We start from the raw sequence: 16,938 nt of genomic DNA on the forward strand, positions 1-16,938 counted from the left end.
TGCGGATGCCGGCGAATGCCGTTGCATGCCTGCAAAACGGCGATTGGAATCATGGCAGGCGTTGAACAGATCACAGTGGACGCCGGTGAGGCGGGCATGCGGCTCGACCGCTGGTTCAAGAGCCATTTCCCCGGTCTTGGTTTTGGTCATCTGCAGAAGCTGCTGCGTTCCGGCCAGATCCGCGTCGACGGCGGCAGGGTGAAGGCCGATACCCGCGTCGAAGCCGGCCAAACGGTGCGTGTGCCGCCGCTCGAAGTCGACAAGAAAGGCGAAAGCCCGCTGACCGGCCATTCGATACGCAACCAGGGCGATGCCGATGTCCTAGCCAAGATGCTGATCCATGAGGACCCGAAGGTCTTCGTCTTCAACAAGCCGGCCGGCCTGGCGGTGCAAGGCGGCTCCGGGGTCACCCGCAATGTCGACGACATGCTGGAAGCCTGGCGCAACCAGAAGGGCGAGAAGCCGCGTCTGGTGCACCGGCTCGACCGCGACACGTCGGGTGTTCTGGTTGTCGCCCGTACAAGGCTCGCCGCCATGAAGCTCGCCGAAGCGTTCCGGGCGCGTGAGACGAAGAAAACCTACTGGGCGCTGGTCAAGGGTGTGCCGCCGAAGCGCGAGGACAAGATCTCGACCTGGTTGATCAAGGAACCGACGCCCGACGGCGATCGCGTGCGCATCGCCAAGCATGGCGAAAAGGGTGCCGACCACGCCGTGTCCTACTACCGTGTCATCGAGCAGGCTGCACAGACGATGACCTGGCTGGAGATGGAGCCGTATACCGGCCGCACCCACCAGCTTCGTGTCCATGCCGCGCATATCGGCTGCCCGATCATCGGCGACCCCAAATATTTCGAGGCCGACACCAATTGGGATTTTCCCGGCGGCATGCAGAACCGCCTGCATCTGCACGCCCGCCGCATCGTCATCCCGCATCCCGATAAGGGGTTTGTCGACGTCACCGCGCCGATGCCGCCGCACATGCGCCAGAGCTGGAACCTGATCGGCTTCGACGACGCAAGCGCGGAGGACTAGGGCCGGTGGGCGTCGCCACAGATACGCTCGACCGCCGTGACGCGGTCGATCTGGCGGCCGCCGCCATCATGGTTGGGCTGACTTTTTCCTGGGGGCTGAACTACGTCGCCGCCAAGATCTCCTATGCCGGCTACGATCCCGTTTTCCTGTCGATCGCCCGCTCGGTGATCGGCGGCCTGTGTGTTTTCGGCTGGTGCCGCTGGCGCGGCATCGCGCTGTTCACGCCCGACAAGACTCTCGTCGCCGGCATTCTGGCAGGCGCGCTTTTCGGTCTCGAGTTCCTGTTTCTGTATGTCGGGCTCGAGCACACCACCGTCGTGCGCAACACCTTGCTGGTCAACACCATGCCGTTCTGGATGTTGGTCGGCGGCCATTTCCTGCTGGGCGAAAGCATCACGGCACGCAAGCTCGCTGGTCTTCTGCTCGCTTTCGCCGGACTGGTCGCAGTGTTTTCCGATAAACTGAGTGCCAATGGCGGCGCAACATTGAGCGGCGATTTGCTCAGTCTCGGCGCCGGCATTCTGTGGGCCGTGACCAATATCGTCATCAAGCGGTCGAAGCTGGTGACGGCCAGCGCCGAAAAGCTGCTGCTCTATCAGCTGGCCGGGGCCGCCGTCGTCGGGATTTTGGTGATGCCTTTTGCCGGGCCGCCAGTCCGCAGCTTTGTCGTTCTGCCGACCTTGGCTCTGTTGTTCCAGGCCGTCTACGTCGTCGCGTTCACCTATGTTCTGTGGTTCTGGCTGCTCCGGCGCTACCCTGCATCTGGACTGTCGAGCTTCACCTTCCTGTCGCCGGTGTTCGGTGTGCTCTGCGGCGCCGTCTTCTTGAACGAGCCGTTGACCGTTCGTATCTTCCTGGCACTCGGCCTCATCGCCGCCGGTCTTATCATCGTCAACCGCCCGGCCCGAAAACAACCCCCCGGATGAGCATGCGCGACATACTGAACGACCTCGAAGCGGGAAAGCAGCTCTCCGATCCGGACCCGGTGCGTCGCGCCCAGATCCAGATGAAGACGCAACTGCCGAAGCGCTTCTACAAGACCGTCGCGGTGGCACCGGTCGAGGATGGTTTTGCCGTCCATCTCGATGGCAAGCCCGTCCGCACACCGGCCAAGGCGCTGCTGGCGCTGCCGACCGAAAAGGCGGCTGCTCTCGTCGCCGAGGAATTCGCCGCACAGGAGGAGACCATCGACCCGGTAACGATGCCGGTGATGCGTCTGGTCAACACCGCAATCGATGGGGTCGCCAGTGATCCCCAGGCGGTGCTGGAGGACATCCTGCGCTTCGCCTCATCAGATCTGCTCTGCTACCGCGCGGATACACCACAGGGGCTGGTCGACCGGCAGAACGAGCATTGGGATCCGGTCATCGACTGGGCGCGCAGCGCGCTCGGCGCCCGGTTCCAGCTCGCCGAAGGCGTGATCCACGTCGAGCAGCCGCGCGAGAGTATCGCGCTGCTTGGCCAGCATCTAGCCCAACGTGCCGATCCGCTGCGCCTTGCTGCCATCCACGTCATGACCTCGCTGACCGGATCGGCGCTGCTGGGGCTGGCCGTCGATTTCGGCGAGCTCGACGGCGAGGTGGCCTGGGCTGCCGGCCATGTCGACGAGGACTGGCAGGCCGAGCAATGGGGCCATGATGCCGAGGCCGTCGCCCGCCGCGCCGCCCGCAAGCGCGACATGATGGCGGCAGTCAGCCTGCTCGAAGCGCTCAAAGGCTGACGGCACCGGCCGCTATTTCGCACTGCACATTAGACCAAAGTCATAATCCCAAAGGCGGTCTGCCTCTGGGCACTGCTTTCTGTCATTTTTTGCACCGGTGGCTGCACTGAGTCTGCGTTCCGAGGAAACGCGGACGATGACGCGCAGCATCGAAGACCGACGGAATCACACGGGAGGATACACTCATGGCAATGGCATCGACCGCCGGCAAAACAAGCCGCGGCATGACGCGCGAGGAGAAGAAGGTCATCTTCGCCTCCTCGCTCGGCACCGTTTTCGAATGGTATGATTTTTATCTCTACGGCTCGTTGGCAGTGTTCATTGGTTCGACTTTTTTCAGCCCAACCATCCCGGAAGCTACGCGCAATATCTTCGCGCTGCTGGCTTTCGCCGCTGGCTTCCTCGTGCGTCCGTTCGGCGCATTGCTGTTCGGCCGCATCGGCGATCTTGTCGGCCGTAAATACACTTTCCTTGTCACGATGACGATCATGGGCCTGTCGACCTTCCTGGTCGGCTTGCTGCCTGGCTATGCGACTTTGGGCATTGCCGCTCCCGTGATCCTGATCATCTTGCGCATGTTGCAAGGCCTGGCGCTCGGTGGCGAGTATGGCGGTGCCGCGACCTATGTCGCCGAGCACGCACCCGACGATCGCCGCGGCTACTACACGTCGTGGATACAGACGACGGCAACGCTCGGCCTGTTCCTGTCGCTGGTCGTCATCCTGATCGTCCAGGGGTCGATGGCCAAGGAAACCTACGCCGCGTGGGGTTGGCGCATTCCTTTCATCGTTTCCTTTCTGCTCCTCGGGATTTCGATATGGATCCGGCTGTCGCTTTCTGAATCGCCGACCTTCCAGCGCATGAAGGACGAAGGCAAAGGCTCCAAGGCGCCATTGACGGAAGCCTTCGGCCAATGGAAGAACGCAAAGATTGCGCTGCTGGCACTGCTCGGCCTCACAGCCGGCCAGGCCGTGGTCTGGTACAATGGCCAGTTCTACGCGCTGTTCTTCCTAACCAACGTGCTCAAGGTCGACGCGCAGTCGGTCAACATCATGATCGCAATCGCGCTAGCGGTCGGCTCCATCTTTTTCGTCGTGTTCGGCTGGCTCTCCGACAAGATCGGTCGCAAGCCGATCATCATGGCCGGCCTTGCACTGGCGATCGTCTGCACTTTCCCGTTGTTCAAGGCGCTGACCTGGGCAGCCAACCCGGCGCTCGCCACCGCGCAGCAAAACACGCGCGCGACGGTCACCGCGGCACCGGGCGACTGCAAGTTCCAGTTCAATCCGGTGGGCACGGCGAAGTTCACGACGTCCTGCGATATCGCCACCTCGTTCTTGACCAAGAACTCAGTGCCTTATGACGTGGTAACGACGGCAGCCCCCGGCACTGCAGCGTCGGTCAAAATCGGCAACGAGACAGTTGAGTCGTACGACGCGACTGCGGCCGGCGATCAAGCCAAGGCTAAGGACGCCGTTTTCGCCAAAGCGGTAAACACAGCGCTTCGGGACGGCGGCTATCCGCTGAAGCGGGCAGCGGCCAAGGTGCCGGACCAAAAGCTTGAGGCCTTCATTGCGGCCAATCCCGAGCTGAAGCTCGATACGGCCGCGATCCGCTCCGGCGACAAGGCGACGGTCCCGACCGACCAGGCGATCAAGGACAAGCTGCTGACTGCCGATGAGGCTGCGGGAGCCCCCGAGGTCACTGTCTACACCATACCGGGCGGCGGTCCCTTTGCCATGTTTGCCGACCCGGCCGCGGTCAACTGGCCGATGACGATCGCCATCCTGTTCGTCCTCGTGATCTTCGTCACGATGGTGTACGGGCCGATCGCCGCGATCCTGGTCGAGATGTTTCCGACCCGCATCCGCTACACCGGAATGTCGCTGCCCTACCATATCGGCAATGGCTGGTTCGGCGGGCTGCTCCCGGCGACGGTGTTCGCGCTCAGCGCCTACAAGGGCGACATCTACTACGGTCTCTGGTACCCGGTGGTGATCGCGGCGATGTCGCTGGTCATCGGCATGATCTTCATCAGGGATACCCTCGGAACAGACCTGCATACCAAGCAATAGCCGACCTGTCCCGATTCAAAGCAAAGCCCGGCGCGAGCTATCGCGCCGGGCTTTGCGATTCATCGGAGGGAGACGAGAGATGGGGAGGCTCAGCTCTTCCGATCGTTTTTCGCTTCTTCGATCGCTGCCTCATGATACCAGGCACTTCCGAAATCCGTTCGGTTGCGCAAAGAAGCAAGTTCTGCTGCGAACTTAGCCTTTCCGCTTAAATTTGAGGCAGAAGCGCGCGCTGCCACCGGGAACATCAGGATTTTGGCCGACTGACGAGTGGAAGTGATTTCCATTGTCGGTTTCCTTTCTTCGGCACAACCTTGCCGATTCAACCTTTCCCCAAGATAGGTTTCGCAATCGAATTGGGCAACATGATTATAAAAAGATCAGTAGCTGCACAATATTTATGCAAACTATGCTTGTGAGCGATCCGATCGCACAATTACGACGGCTCAGCAATTTTGCGCCGACACTACATCGCTTTTGCCGCACCCGTCGCCAGCCAAATGGCACACGAATTGCATTTTAACAGTCGGCAGGTCGGCTGCTGGATAGGCCGGCTCGCCCCGGCGCCATCCAGGGTTCGGTGATCAAGCAACGAGAGGCTAGAATGACGAAATACAAGCTCGAGTACATTTGGCTCGATGGATACACCCCGGTTCCCAATCTTCGCGGAAAGACGCAGGTCAAGGACTATGCCGAGTTTCCGACGCTCGACCAGCTTCCGCTGTGGGGCTTCGACGGTTCTTCGACCATGCAGGCCGAGGGCCACAGCTCCGACTGCGTTTTGAAGCCGGTCGCCGTCTATCCGGATCCCGCCCGCACCAATGGCGCGCTCGTCATGTGCGAGGTCATGATGCCGGACGGCGTGACGCCGCATGCATCCAACAAGCGCGCCACCATCCTCGACGACGAGGGTGCCTGGTTTGGCTTCGAGCAGGAGTATTTCTTCTACAAGGACGGCCGCCCGCTCGGCTTCCCCGAGAGTGGCTATCCGGCGCCGCAAGGCCCGTACTACACCGGCGTCGGCTACAGCAATGTCGGCTCCGTCGCCAGGCAGATCGTCGAGGAGCATCTCGACCTTTGCCTCGCCGCCGGCATCAACCATGAAGGCATCAACGCCGAAGTGGCCAAAGGCCAGTGGGAATTCCAGATTTTCGGCAAGGGCTCCAAGAAGGCCGCCGACCAGATGTGGATGGCACGCTATCTGATGCAGCGCCTGACCGAGAAATACGGCATCGACATCGAATATCACTGCAAGCCGCTCGGCGATACCGACTGGAACGGCTCCGGCATGCATGCCAACTTCTCGACCGCCTATATGCGAGAAGTCGGCGGCAAGGCGTATTTCGAAGCGCTGATGGCGGCTTTCGACAAGAACCTGATGGATCACATCGCCGTCTACGGTCCGGACAACGACAAGCGTTTGACCGGCAAGCACGAGACCGCGCCGTGGAACAGGTTCAGCTACGGCATCGCCGACCGCGGCGCCTCGATCCGCGTGCCGCACTCCTTCATCAACAACGGCTACAAGGGCTATCTCGAGGATCGCCGTCCGAACTCGCAGGGCGACCCCTACCAGATCGCCTCGCAGATATTGAAGACGATCGCCTCCGTCCCGACCAGCGCCGAGGTTTCGGCCGCGGCTTGAGCATTCGTCCCGGCGTAGACCTCAGGCCTGCGCCGAGACTTTCTCTCCGATCGCATCGCAATAAAAAAACCCCGGCGTCTCCGCCGGGGTTTTTTGTTGGCTGCAACGATCCGGATCAGACCGAATAGTACATATCGTATTCGACCGGATGCGGGGTCATTTCGAAGCGCATCACCTCGGCCATCTTGAGCTCGATATAGCTGTCGATCTGGTCGTCGTCGAAGACGCCGCCAGCCTTCAGGAAGCCGCGGTCCTTGTCGAGGCTCTGCAGGGCTTCGCGCAGCGAGCCGCAGACGGTCGGGATCTTCTTCAATTCCTTCGGCGGAAGGTCGTAGAGATCCTTGTCCATCGGCTGTCCCGGATGGATCTTGTTCTTGATGCCGTCGAGGCCGGCCATCAGCATGGCGGCAAAGGCAAGATAGGGGTTCGCGCCCGGATCGGGGAAGCGGACCTCGACGCGCTTGGCCTTCGGCGACGAGCCGAACGGAATGCGGCACGAGGCCGAGCGGTTGCGAGCCGAATAGGCGAGCAGCACCGGCGCTTCATAGCCGGGCACCAGGCGCTTGTAGGAGTTGGTCAGCGGGTTGGTGAAGGCGTTGATCGCCTTGGCATGCTTGATGATACCACCGATGTAGAACAGGCAGCTCTCGGACAGGCCGGCATATTCGTTGCCGGCGAAGGTCGGCTTGCCTTCCTTCCAGATCGACTGGTGGACGTGCATGCCAGAGCCATTGTCGCCGAATACCGGCTTCGGCATGAAAGTGGCCGTCTTGCCGTACGCATTGGCGACCTGGTGCACGACATATTTGTAGATCAGCATCTTGTCGGCGTTGCGGACCAGCGTGTCGAACTTGATGCCGAGCTCGTGCTGGGCGGCGGCCACTTCATGGTGGTGCTTTTCGACGCGCACGCCCATCTCGGCGAGCACGGTGAGCATTTCCGAGCGCATGTCCTGTGCCGAATCGATCGGCGGCACCGGGAAATAGCCGCCCTTGATGCGCGGCCGGTGGCCGAGGTTACCGGTCTCGTAATCGGTGTCGTCATTGGACGGCAATTCGGTCGAATCCAGCCGGAAGCCGGTATTGTAGGGGTCGGCCTTGTACTTGACGTCGTCGAACACGAAGAACTCGGCTTCAGGACCGACGAAGATCTGGTCGCCGATGCCTTCCGCCTTCATGTAGGCCTCGGCCTTCTTGGCGGTGCCGCGCGGGTCGCGGTTGTAGGATTCTCCCGAGATCGGATCGAGGATGTCGCACAGGATGACCATGGTCGACTGGGCGAAGAACGGGTCCATATGCACCGTATCGGGATCGGGCATCAGCACCATGTCGGACTCGTTGATCGCTTTCCAGCCGGCGATCGAGGAACCGTCGAACATGACACCATCGGCAAACATGTCTTCCTCGACCTCGACGACATCCATAGTAACGTGCTGCAGTTTGCCCTTCGGATCGGTGAAGCGCAGATCGACGAACTTCACGTCGTTGTCCTTGATCTGCTTCATGATGTCTTTGGCTGTCGTCATGTCCCTGCTTCCCTATGTGATGACGTTTTGAACATGGCCTTTTAACGGGAAAATTCAGACCGCGTCCATGCCGGTTTCGCCGGTGCGGATGCGCACGACTTCCTCGATGTTGGAGACGAAGATCTTGCCGTCGCCGATGCGGCCGGTCTGGGCCGCCTTGCGGATGGCTTCGATCGCGGCTTCGACGGCATCGTCGCCGAGCACGACCTCGATTTTCACCTTCGGCAGGAAGTCGACGACATATTCGGCACCGCGATAAAGCTCGGTATGGCCCTTCTGGCGGCCAAACCCTTTGGCCTCGGTAACGGTGATACCTTGCAGCCCGGCCTCCTGAAGCGCTTCTTTCACTTCGTCTAGCTTGAACGGCTTGATGATCGCTTCGATCTTTTTCATGTAAAAAGTGGCCTCCACTGCCAAAAAAGACGGGTTGTGAGCCCCGCTTGCGCCTCAATCAAGCACGAACTGTGCCAATTGATGGGGCGCCGAGCAGCCTCACATGATTTGGATACCATGCCGCGCAGGAATGTACATTCGCATCATTCGCTGCGTCGGATGCGCCATGAACACCGCGAGCCTACACACCGCCGGTCCTGCCGTCCGCACAAAAATTGGGCAGATCGGATATTTCATGAGCAGCTGCGCGCCGTCGTCCCGAACGAGGTACGCCGCCAACTTTGCTTAGGGACCTTCGTTGTTTGCGTCGGATCAAAAACTGGACAATGCTTGGGGAAATGATGTGCATGTCGCCTGATATTCCATGAGCAACGAACTTTTGTCTCCGTCTGAAATGGCCGAGGCCGATCGGCTGGCGATTGCGGCCGGGCCACTCGATGGCTTCGGCCTCATGCGGCGCGCCGGCGAAGCGGTCGCTGCCGTCGTCCTGGCGCGCTATCCCCAGGCGAGACGCGTCCATGTCCTGTGCGGCCCCGGCAACAATGGCGGCGACGGCTATGTCGTGGCGCGGTTGTTGGCAGAGGCCGGCATGAACGTTGCCGTCTGGGCCGAAGGCAAGCAGAAACCCGGAAGCGATGCCGCGTTGGCCTCTGATGCCTGCAACTTGCCCGTGGAACACATTGGCCATTGCTACCCGGAAGCGGGTGAAGTGGTCGTGGACGCACTCTACGGCGCGGGACTGTCCAAGGACATTTCGATGCATGCGTTGGCCGTCTCAGGCTTGAGCAGCGCTGAGCGCGTCCCGGTGGTCTCGATCGATTTGCCTTCGGGTGTGTCAGGCGAGACCGGCTTGACTAACGCTCACTTCCAGGCCGAGGTCACGGTGACTTTCGTGCGGAAAAAGCCAGGCCATCTGCTGATGCCGGGGCGCGAGCTGTGCGGCGAGATCATCGTCGCCGATATCGGCATTCCGGATGGGATCATCGATCAGCTCAAGGTCACGGCGTTCGAGAACACACCGGAACTTTGGCTGCGATGGTACTTCCCGAGAACGGCTGTCGATTCGCATAAATACAAGCGTGGCCATGTTGCTGTCTTTTCCGGCGGACCGAGTGCGACGGGCGCAGCGAGGTTGTCGGCCATGGCCGCGGCTCGCAGTGGGGCAGGGGCAGTAACTGTGCTTTCACCTGGAAACGCCATGCAGGTGAACGCCGCGCATCTGACCTCGATCATGCTGCGCGAGGCCGGCTCGCTCGAAGAGGTGCAGGAATTCCTCGTGGCGCGGCATCCCGAGGCGCTGGTGTTCGGACCGGGGCTCGGGCCGAAACCCAAGGTCGGCGATTTCGCATTGCAGTTGATTGCGGCGATCGCGGATCTGACCCGCGCATCAGCGGCTACGCCTGAAATTCACGCCAGTGCCATCGTTCTGGATGCCGACGCCATCACCTCGTTGGCGCTTCAGCCTCAGGCACTGTTCGACGCAGCGCGTCAGACATGGTCACCGCCACTGGTGCTGACGCCACATGAGGGTGAATTCGCCAGGCTTTTTCCAGATATCGCTGGGAACAAAAAACAGTCCAAAGTGACCAAGGCGCGCGAAGCAGCAAAGCGCGCCAATGCCATTGTCGTCTACAAGGGTGCCGACACGGTGATCGCGGCGCCCGACGGCAGGGCCGCGATCAATGCCAACGGTGCGCCGTGGCTGGCCACGGCTGGCTCTGGTGACGTTCTGTCGGGGATCGCGGCCGGATTGCTGGCGCAAGGCATGGCGGCCTTCCAGGCTGCCTGCGCGGCGGTCTGGATCCACGCCGAGGCCGGCCGTCGTTTCGGGCCCGGCTTGATCGCCGAGGATCTACCGTCGGCTCTGGTGCCAGTGCTGCGGGAATTGATCGAAAGCCAGCCGGACCTTCGATGAGACGCATTGCACTCCTTTTCACCACACTCGTCATGGCCGCTTTGGCGACACTGTCGGCGAATGCCGCTGAGCAGCCGGTGACCATCGTCGATGGTCCAGCGGTACTTGCTGCTCTCGATGCCAAGGGCTTTGGCTTCGCCGGCATTTTCGGCGTCGACGGCAAGGGCGATTTGAAGACGCTTTATGACAAGGCGCCGGCTTACCACGCGGTCGTCGAAACGATTGCAAGCGACGTCGCAGCATTGCGGACCGAGATGAAGGCCGGCGGCCGGCCGCTGTACGAGGTGACCGACGGCAATGTTGGCCGTGTCATGGACATGCGCTGGCTGAGGACCGACGCAGCGCGCTTCCGCCTCGTCGGCGTCGTCAACCGGCTCGACCGGCGCGACTTCGCCGCGCTGAAAGGCGACGGGAGTTGCGGCGAAGTGCGCTTCATCTATCGCCTCGCCTACAGCTTCAAGAAGAACGGCAAGGTTTTGGCCTCGCGCCTGCCGTTCAATTTTAGTGCCGTCTACAATGCCGCGCCGGATGTCGATGGCGGCTGTGTCGGCGTCGCCGGACGCTGGGCACCACAGCTCGACGAGAGCGTCGATGCCGGCTGGCTGATCGGTGGGCCGCTGGAAAGAGCGGCGCTCACCTTCAAGCAGCTCGAGCTCAATGCGCAAGTGGTCCGCTTGCCCTCCGGCCAGGAGACCGAATTCGGCGGGCAGGCTGCCTATCTCATGCGAATTTTCGGGATCGACGGAACGGCTGTCAGCGAAAAGCCGCTGGAAAACACGCCCGACATGGCACGTCTTGCCGAAGACGCCGCGCTGAAAGCAAGACTTGCCGACTATGTCCGCACCAATGTTGCGGCGGTCGATCTAGGCGTCTACCAAATCCCCGATGAGTTTTTGGCAAGGAAGGTCATTTCGTGGTCGACCTTCGGCAGCGCAAGGCAGGCCAACCACCCGTTCACGCCGCTGTTCCAGCCCGCGGATTTCGAAGGGCTCGATTTCTCTGTGCTGAAGCTGGTGCGCACGCCAGAGGCATTGGTCGAGCGGCTGGACAACGGCGCCTGCCAAGGCTGCCATCAGGCGGGCTCGACCGCCGGTTTCCATTTCATCGGCCTCGATGACAAGACGACCTCGCCGCTCAACCGCATCGAGGTCGGCATCTCGCCGCATCTCCACGCCGACATCCCGCGTCGCGTCGCCTGGCTACACGCGACTGCCGACGGCAAGGAACCGAACCGCTTCCGCCCGCTGTCCTTCGCGCCGCCGGCGACATGGAGCGATGCTGGACAGATCGCCTATTCGCCGGCCGAGATGGCGATGCCGTGCCTGATGCCGGCGGATGCGGCCCGCTTTGGCGCGACTTGGCAATGCGGCGGCGGCACCGTCTGCACGCCGCTGGCGACCGTGTCCGGCGTGCGCACCAAGCTGGCGCAATGCCTGCTGCCCAAGGACAGCGAAAACATGTTTTCCGGCCATCCATGCCTGACCGGCTCGATCGCCAGCAACCCGGCACAGCCTTTCAATGACCGCTATACCATCACCGGCCAGTTCGCGGCGTTCGCGCCAAGCATTTCGCGTGCCGGCTACACCTGCCGACCGCCAAAGATCGGCGTGCCGGCGGGTATCGCCTATCGCGGCTGCGACGACCGGGATCGCAGCTTTGCCGCCTTCAAACCGGGCAAGCCGATGCCGAACGAGATTTGCGGGCTGGTTGGCGGCAAAAAATTCGACACCTGCGTGGCGACCAATAATTTCGACCAGTGCCTGGGCGGTGCCGTCAATCGCGGCAATCGTCCTGCCTGCTCGGCCGACCATTTCTGCCGCGAGGATTACATGTGCCAGTCGCTGCCACCCGATACGCCCGGCATCGGCAAGGTGAAAGGCATCGGCTTCTGCTCGCCGACCTATTTTATCTTCCAGATGCGCATCGACAATCACGCCACGCCGTGGTCGGGCGCTGCCCGCGCGACGATGGGGGGCGGGTTCGGTGCTGCGGAAGAGGAATAGGCCACCGACTGAGGCATTGGCCGCAGTAGTTCCAGGTGGATAGCTATCGATCGAGGTCGTCGGCGATGTTCGATGTCCATTCGCCGTCGAAATGGCGGACGCGTTCGGCGACGAACGCATCGCTCAGCAGGCTCGACAAGGCAGAAACCAGAATTGGTTCTATCTCTGGAGCCGAGCTAAATCCAAGAGCAATCAGACGTTCGGACCAGGGCGGATGGTCCGCACTTTCGTTATCTCGCGCGTCCCACGCTTTTTGAGCATACTCCTGCAGAATGGGAAGTCTCGACAAGTGAGCGGCGGCCGCCAGGACCCTTTCGAGTGGTGGACGGGGCGGAGCCATGGCGCCAAGCAGTTCACGCTGGAGCGGGCTATAGACTTGATCATCGAAGAACGCACTGGCGGCACCGATCAGAAGCAGGGCGCGGGCCGCATCATGTGCGTCGCCGGACGTCGCTGCATGGCGATCTGCGTCAATTTCCGCTCGTCGCGACAACCGTATTTCTTCGCGCTCCAGAGTGCGCGACAGCGGACCAAGCATCCAGTAGAACAGGCTGCCTGAAACGGTTTTCCCCGGAGGAGCGAAGTCGAAGATTAGATCGAAGCTTTTCTCGAGTTCGGCCAGGTTGAGTCCGCCATTTGTATCTTTGTTTTTCAGATGGGCGTCCTCATGAGCCAAGATCGCCGCAAATGCCTTTTGGTCGGTCGCTGCGAGCAATGGCAGGCCGATGGTGAGAATCGGCCTGCGACCAAGCAAGCCTAGAAACGGCCGCTCTTCACCGACGCTGGCGTTGAGATCGTCGCTCAGGATGATCCTCGTTCGGCTGGCGCGGTGTTTGCCGGCAATACTCTCCCAGACAGCCCACAGCTTCGGGGCTGATTCCCGAGTAATCCCCTTGACCTTGCTGGGTCGAAAACCGGCGAACAATGTTCCGATCAACAGAACGATGGCCAGCATCGCGGCCGGGATTGCAACAGCACCAGTCGCGATGACGGCGAGCGGATGCCAATCGAGGAGCCAGAACCACAGGACTATTGGGCAGAACAGCGGGAGAGCGAAGAGCAGGATGGCAAATCTGCCGAAACGCGCTCCCATGTAGAGGACCAGGCGCGACATCAGCCCCTCACAGCGGGATGTTGTCGTGTTTCTTCCAAGGGTTTTGCATATCCTTGTTGCGCAGCATCCTGAGCGCGCGGGCGATGCGGCGGCGGGTCGAATGCGGCATGATCACCTCGTCGACATAGCCGCGCTCGGCGGCAACGAAGGGCGATAGAAAGCGATCCTCGTAAGCCTTTGTGTGTGCTGCAATTTTCTCCGCGTCGCCGATGTCCTTGCGATAGATGATCTCGACCGCGCCCCTGGCGCCCATCACCGCAATCTGCGCCGTTGGCCAGGCATAGTTCATATCGCCGCGCAGATGTTTTGACGCCATGACATCATAGGCGCCGCCATAGGCCTTTCTGGTGATGACGGTGATCTTTGGCACGGTCGCTTCGGCATAGGCGAACAGAAGCTTGGCGCCGTGCTTGATCAACCCGCCATATTCCTGCGGGTTGCGGGGCTGTATGCCGGGCACGTCGACGAAGGTGACGATCGGGATCGAGAAGCAGTCGCAGAAGCGCACGAAACGCGCGGCCTTGCGGCTGGCATCCGAATCGAGCACGCCGGCCAGCACCATCGGCTGGTTGGCCACGAAGCCGACTGTGCGGCCTTCGACACGGCCGAAGCCGGTGACGATGTTTTTCGCAAAATTCTGCTGGATCTCGAAGAAGTCACCCTCGTCGGAAACTTTAAGGATCAACTCTTTGATGTCGTAAGGTTTGTTGGCATTGTCGGGAATCAGCCGGTCGAGCGACAGATCGTGATCGGTGACCGATTGGTAGCATTCGATCTCGGGAATTTCCGCCGTGTTGGAGGCGGGCAGCAGATCGACCAGCCGGCGCATCTGCAGCAGCGCCTCGACGTCATTGTCGTAGGCTCCGTCGGCGATCGAGGACTTCGTCGTGTGGACGGAAGCGCCGCCGAGGCTTTCGGCGGTGACCGTCTCATTGGTGACGGTCTTCACCACATCCGGGCCGGTGACGAACATATAGGAGGTGTCGCGGACCATGAAGATGAAGTCGGTCATCGCCGGCGAATAGACGTCGCCGCCGGCGCAAGGGCCCATGATCAGTGAAATCTGCGGAATGACGCCGGAGGCCAGTACATTGCGCTGGAAGATCTCGGCATAGCCGCCGAGGGCCGCCACGCCTTCCTGGATGCGGGCGCCGCCGGCGTCGTAGAGGCCGATGATCGGCGCGCGGTTGCGCAGTGCCATCTCCTGCACCTTGACCACCTTTTCGGCATGCGCCTCGGACAGCGAGCCGCCGAACACGGTGAAATCCTTGGCGAAAAGATAGACCGGGCGACCGTTGACGGTGCCCCAGCCGGTAACGACGCCGTCGCCGGCGATCTTGGTTTTCTCCATGCCGAAATCGGTCGAGCGGTGCTCGACATACATGTCGAACTCCTCGAACGAGCCCTCGTCGAGAAAGACGTCTATGCGTTCGCGGGCGGTCAGCTTGCCCTTCTTGTGCTGGGCGTCGATGCGGGCCTGGCCGCCGCCCATGCGAGCGACCTCGCGGCGGCGCTCGAGTTCCTTCAGCACGTCCTTCATGACCGGTCCCCGAAACGGAAAGCTTGATTGTGGTAATCATGCCTGGGGGCGAGCGCAAGCGCCGCTTCCTAATGGCTTTTGCTGCGCTGCAGCATCAGGCCCCTTGCATTTCGATGCGAACTGGGCCATATGCGGCGGCATAGGCGCTTGGGCCGGGATAATCCGGCCTTCTCGATGAATGAGACTGGTTGCGTCTGTTTTCCCTCTTCCCGACATATCGGCAAGGTGGCGAAAAAGCCCCGTGGCATGATGCCTGCGGGCACGACAGCGCTGCCGTGCGGACGATAACGTCCGCCCGCCTTGTCGTTTCATGACAATTTTCGACGGCAGGTTGCGCCCTGCCGCCATTGATGTTTGCGGCCAGGAGCCGCATGAAAGAAGAATATTTTGACCAATGAAAACACTTTGACCGGTAAGGACGCTGGGGAACTGAACGGTTTCGCCGCACTTGGAATTACCGGCGCACTGCTCAAGGCCACGAATGCCGCCGGCTTTACCGATCCGAAGCCGATCCAGGCCCAGGCGATCCCGCCGCAGCTCGAAGGCCGCGACATTTTCGGCATCGCCCAGACCGGCTCGGGCAAGACGGCGGCGTTCGCGCTGCCGATCCTGTCGAAGATCATCGCACTTGGCACCAAGCGCCGGCCGAAGACAGCCCGCGCACTGATCCTGGCGCCGACGCGCGAACTCGCCGTGCAGATCGAGGAGATGATCAAGCTGCTTGCCAAGGGCGCGCATGTCTCGACAGCGCTGGTGCTTGGCGGCGTCTCGCGCTTCAGCCAGGTGAAGAAGGTTGCGCCCGGCGTCGACATCCTGATCGCAACGCCAGGTCGGCTGACCGACCTGGTGCGTGAAGGCGACCTCGTGCTTGCCGACACCAAATGGCTGGTGCTGGATGAAGGCGACCGCATGCTCGACATGGGCTTCATCAACGACGTCAAGCGCATCGCCAGGGCGACGGCGCCGGACCGTCAGACGGTGCTGTTCTCGGCAACCATGCCGGCCGAAATCGCCGAACTGGCGAAAGGCCTGCTGAAGAACCCGATTCGCGTCGAAGTCGCTCCTCACAGCACCGCGGCCGCCGAGATCGTGCAGGGCGTCGTCTTTGCCCGCACCAAGCAGAAGCGTCAGGTGCTGGCCAACATGCTTGCCGACGAGGCGATGAAGTCCGTCATCATCTTTTCGCGCACCAAGCATGGCGCCGACAGGGTGACAAAGGATCTCGAGCGTGACGGCTTCAAGGCCGCCGTCATCCACGGCAACAAGTCGCAGAACGCTCGCCAGAAGGCACTCAACGATTTCCGCGAGGGTTCGGTGCGCATTCTCGTGGCGACCGACATTGCGGCGCGCGGCATCGACGTGCCGGGCATAAGCCATGTGGTGAATTTCGACCTGCCGGACGAGGCGGAGAGCTATGTCCACCGCATCGGCCGCACCGGCCGTAACGGCATGGACGGCATCGCCATCACGCTCTGCGACCCGTCCGAAAACAGCAAGCTGCGCCAGGTCGAGCGCATCATCCGCACCAAGCTGCCGATCGTTGCCGACCATCTCGGCAGCCCCGATCCACAGCGCAATCCCGCCGAGAAGAACGAGCGTAGTTTCGAACCGGCCAATGATCGCAACGACCACAATGGCCGTCGCGACGGCAGGCGGCCCGGCGGCGCAAACAACGGCTTCGGCAAGAAGCGGTTCGGCGACAAGCCAGCCTTTGCGGGCGAGCGCAAGCCGGAAGGCGCCAAGCCCTTCAAGGGCAACAACAAGCGCCGCTTCGGCGGTAAGCGGCCGGCAGCGCGGGCCGCATAGCCTGACCGTGTTGCGGTCGGCCAAGCTTGGCTTGGTCACTCACGATTGAAAAGGGCGACCCGAGTTTTGGGCCCGTGGCCCGTTTTGTTTTTTGGCATTTGTTAATTAAACACCCCCGCGCCCCACACCCCAAACCCCGGCGCCCCGAAACACCGGGGAGCATGCGCCAGCGC

Annotated in this window: 13 protein-coding genes; 8 read left to right on the forward strand and 5 right to left on the reverse strand. The window is 61.6% G+C overall.

The genetic code is table 11. The annotated features are described in order from the left end of the window. Positions 1-51: 51 nt before the first annotated feature. The 4 genes from NKH91_RS18310 to NKH91_RS18325 all read left to right on the forward strand — a co-directional run bounded on the left by NKH91_RS18310 (position 52) and on the right by NKH91_RS18325 (position 4,827). Positions 52-1,032 carry an RluA family pseudouridine synthase gene (locus NKH91_RS18310; RefSeq protein WP_352507446.1) on the forward strand — a complete coding sequence of 327 codons (981 nt, stop codon included), beginning with the start codon at positions 52-54 and terminating at the stop codon, positions 1,030-1,032. Between the two features lie 68 nt (positions 1,033-1,100). Next, positions 1,101-1,958, forward strand: coding sequence for a DMT family transporter (locus NKH91_RS18315; protein ID WP_502899004.1), 858 nt, complete (start codon positions 1,101-1,103; stop codon positions 1,956-1,958). 2 nt (positions 1,959-1,960) lie between these two features. Then, positions 1,961-2,752 carry an ATP12 family chaperone protein gene (locus NKH91_RS18320; RefSeq protein ID WP_352849263.1) on the forward strand — a complete coding sequence of 264 codons (792 nt, stop codon included), beginning with the start codon at positions 1,961-1,963 and terminating at the stop codon, positions 2,750-2,752. Positions 2,753-2,937: 185 nt separating this feature from the next. Beyond that, a complete protein-coding gene (locus NKH91_RS18325) occupies positions 2,938-4,827 on the forward strand; it encodes an MFS transporter (RefSeq protein WP_023717534.1) in 1,890 nt (629 codons plus the stop codon). Between the two features lie 89 nt (positions 4,828-4,916). Here the strand turns inward: NKH91_RS18325 and NKH91_RS18330 are convergent, their stop codons facing one another. Next, the gene (locus tag NKH91_RS18330) at positions 4,917-5,111 is read right to left on the reverse strand and encodes a DUF2735 domain-containing protein (RefSeq protein WP_352643139.1); all 195 of its coding nucleotides are present in this window, start codon (positions 5,109-5,111) and stop codon (positions 4,917-4,919) included. A 317-nt stretch (positions 5,112-5,428) separates the two neighbouring features. Between NKH91_RS18330 and NKH91_RS18335 the strand changes: the two genes are divergently transcribed. Next, positions 5,429-6,469 (forward strand): glutamine synthetase beta-grasp domain-containing protein, encoded by a 1,041-nt coding sequence (locus NKH91_RS18335; protein WP_023717535.1) that lies wholly within the window; start codon positions 5,429-5,431, stop codon positions 6,467-6,469. 115 nt (positions 6,470-6,584) lie between these two features. Here NKH91_RS18335 and glnA read toward each other — a convergent pair whose 3' ends face one another. Beyond that, positions 6,585-7,994 carry a type I glutamate--ammonia ligase gene (gene glnA / locus NKH91_RS18340; RefSeq protein WP_023717536.1) on the reverse strand — a complete coding sequence of 470 codons (1,410 nt, stop codon included), beginning with the start codon at positions 7,992-7,994 and terminating at the stop codon, positions 6,585-6,587. Between the two features lie 54 nt (positions 7,995-8,048). Further along, on the reverse strand, positions 8,049-8,387 hold the full coding sequence (locus tag NKH91_RS18345) for a P-II family nitrogen regulator (RefSeq protein ID WP_019857988.1): 339 nt from the start codon (positions 8,385-8,387) through the stop codon (positions 8,049-8,051). Positions 8,388-8,751: 364 nt separating this feature from the next. On the opposite strand from NKH91_RS18345, the gene NKH91_RS18350 reads away from it, so the two are divergent. Together NKH91_RS18350 and NKH91_RS18355 are read left to right on the forward strand one after the other, a co-directional pair. Next, complete coding sequence (locus tag NKH91_RS18350) at positions 8,752-10,302, forward strand: NAD(P)H-hydrate dehydratase (RefSeq protein ID WP_352849260.1); 1,551 nt, start codon at positions 8,752-8,754, stop codon at positions 10,300-10,302. Further along, the gene (locus NKH91_RS18355) at positions 10,299-12,305 is read left to right on the forward strand and encodes a hypothetical protein (RefSeq protein WP_352849258.1); all 2,007 of its coding nucleotides are present in this window, start codon (positions 10,299-10,301) and stop codon (positions 12,303-12,305) included. Before NKH91_RS18350 ends, NKH91_RS18355 begins: the two co-directional genes overlap by 4 nt. 43 nt (positions 12,306-12,348) lie before the next feature. On the opposite strand, the gene NKH91_RS18360 is transcribed toward NKH91_RS18355, so the two are convergent. Together NKH91_RS18360 and NKH91_RS18365 are read right to left on the reverse strand one after the other, a co-directional pair. Further along, the gene (locus NKH91_RS18360; protein WP_352718459.1) at positions 12,349-13,419 is read right to left on the reverse strand and encodes a M48 family metallopeptidase; all 1,071 of its coding nucleotides are present in this window, start codon (positions 13,417-13,419) and stop codon (positions 12,349-12,351) included. A 7-nt stretch (positions 13,420-13,426) separates the two neighbouring features. Then, a complete protein-coding gene (locus tag NKH91_RS18365) occupies positions 13,427-14,959 on the reverse strand; it encodes an acyl-CoA carboxylase subunit beta (RefSeq protein WP_352950987.1) in 1,533 nt (510 codons plus the stop codon). Between the two features lie 387 nt (positions 14,960-15,346). Here NKH91_RS18365 and NKH91_RS18370 point away from each other — a divergent pair, with 387 nt between their 5' ends. Beyond that, on the forward strand, positions 15,347-16,765 hold the full coding sequence (locus NKH91_RS18370; RefSeq protein WP_023717542.1) for a DEAD/DEAH box helicase: 1,419 nt from the start codon (positions 15,347-15,349) through the stop codon (positions 16,763-16,765). The last annotated feature ends 173 nt before the right edge of the window (positions 16,766-16,938 follow it).

The sequence above is a fragment of the Mesorhizobium sp. M0894 genome (assembly GCF_040319725.1).
Taxonomy (GTDB): Bacteria; Pseudomonadota; Alphaproteobacteria; order Rhizobiales; family Rhizobiaceae; genus Mesorhizobium.

What these genes read in the sequence shown, in the direction of transcription:
- NKH91_RS18325 (WP_023717534.1), top strand. Translation starts at nt 2,938, where the DNA reads ATGGCAATGGCATCGACCGCCGGCAAAACAAGCCGCGGCATGACGCGC.
- NKH91_RS18360 (WP_352718459.1), bottom strand. Translation starts at nt 13,419, where the DNA reads ATGTCGCGCCTGGTCCTCTACATGGGAGCGCGTTTCGGCAGATTTGCC.
- NKH91_RS18355 (WP_352849258.1), top strand. Translation starts at nt 10,299, where the DNA reads ATGAGACGCATTGCACTCCTTTTCACCACACTCGTCATGGCCGCTTTG.
- glnA (WP_023717536.1), bottom strand. Translation starts at nt 7,994, where the DNA reads ATGACGACAGCCAAAGACATCATGAAGCAGATCAAGGACAACGACGTG.
- NKH91_RS18320 (WP_352849263.1), top strand. Translation starts at nt 1,961, where the DNA reads ATGCGCGACATACTGAACGACCTCGAAGCGGGAAAGCAGCTCTCCGAT.
- NKH91_RS18310 (WP_352507446.1), top strand. Translation starts at nt 52, where the DNA reads ATGGCAGGCGTTGAACAGATCACAGTGGACGCCGGTGAGGCGGGCATG.
- NKH91_RS18345 (WP_019857988.1), bottom strand. Translation starts at nt 8,387, where the DNA reads ATGAAAAAGATCGAAGCGATCATCAAGCCGTTCAAGCTAGACGAAGTG.
- NKH91_RS18350 (WP_352849260.1), top strand. Translation starts at nt 8,752, where the DNA reads ATGAGCAACGAACTTTTGTCTCCGTCTGAAATGGCCGAGGCCGATCGG.
- NKH91_RS18365 (WP_352950987.1), bottom strand. Translation starts at nt 14,959, where the DNA reads ATGAAGGACGTGCTGAAGGAACTCGAGCGCCGCCGCGAGGTCGCTCGC.
- NKH91_RS18335 (WP_023717535.1), top strand. Translation starts at nt 5,429, where the DNA reads ATGACGAAATACAAGCTCGAGTACATTTGGCTCGATGGATACACCCCG.
- NKH91_RS18330 (WP_352643139.1), bottom strand. Translation starts at nt 5,111, where the DNA reads ATGGAAATCACTTCCACTCGTCAGTCGGCCAAAATCCTGATGTTCCCG.
- NKH91_RS18315 (WP_502899004.1), top strand. Translation starts at nt 1,101, where the DNA reads ATGGTTGGGCTGACTTTTTCCTGGGGGCTGAACTACGTCGCCGCCAAG.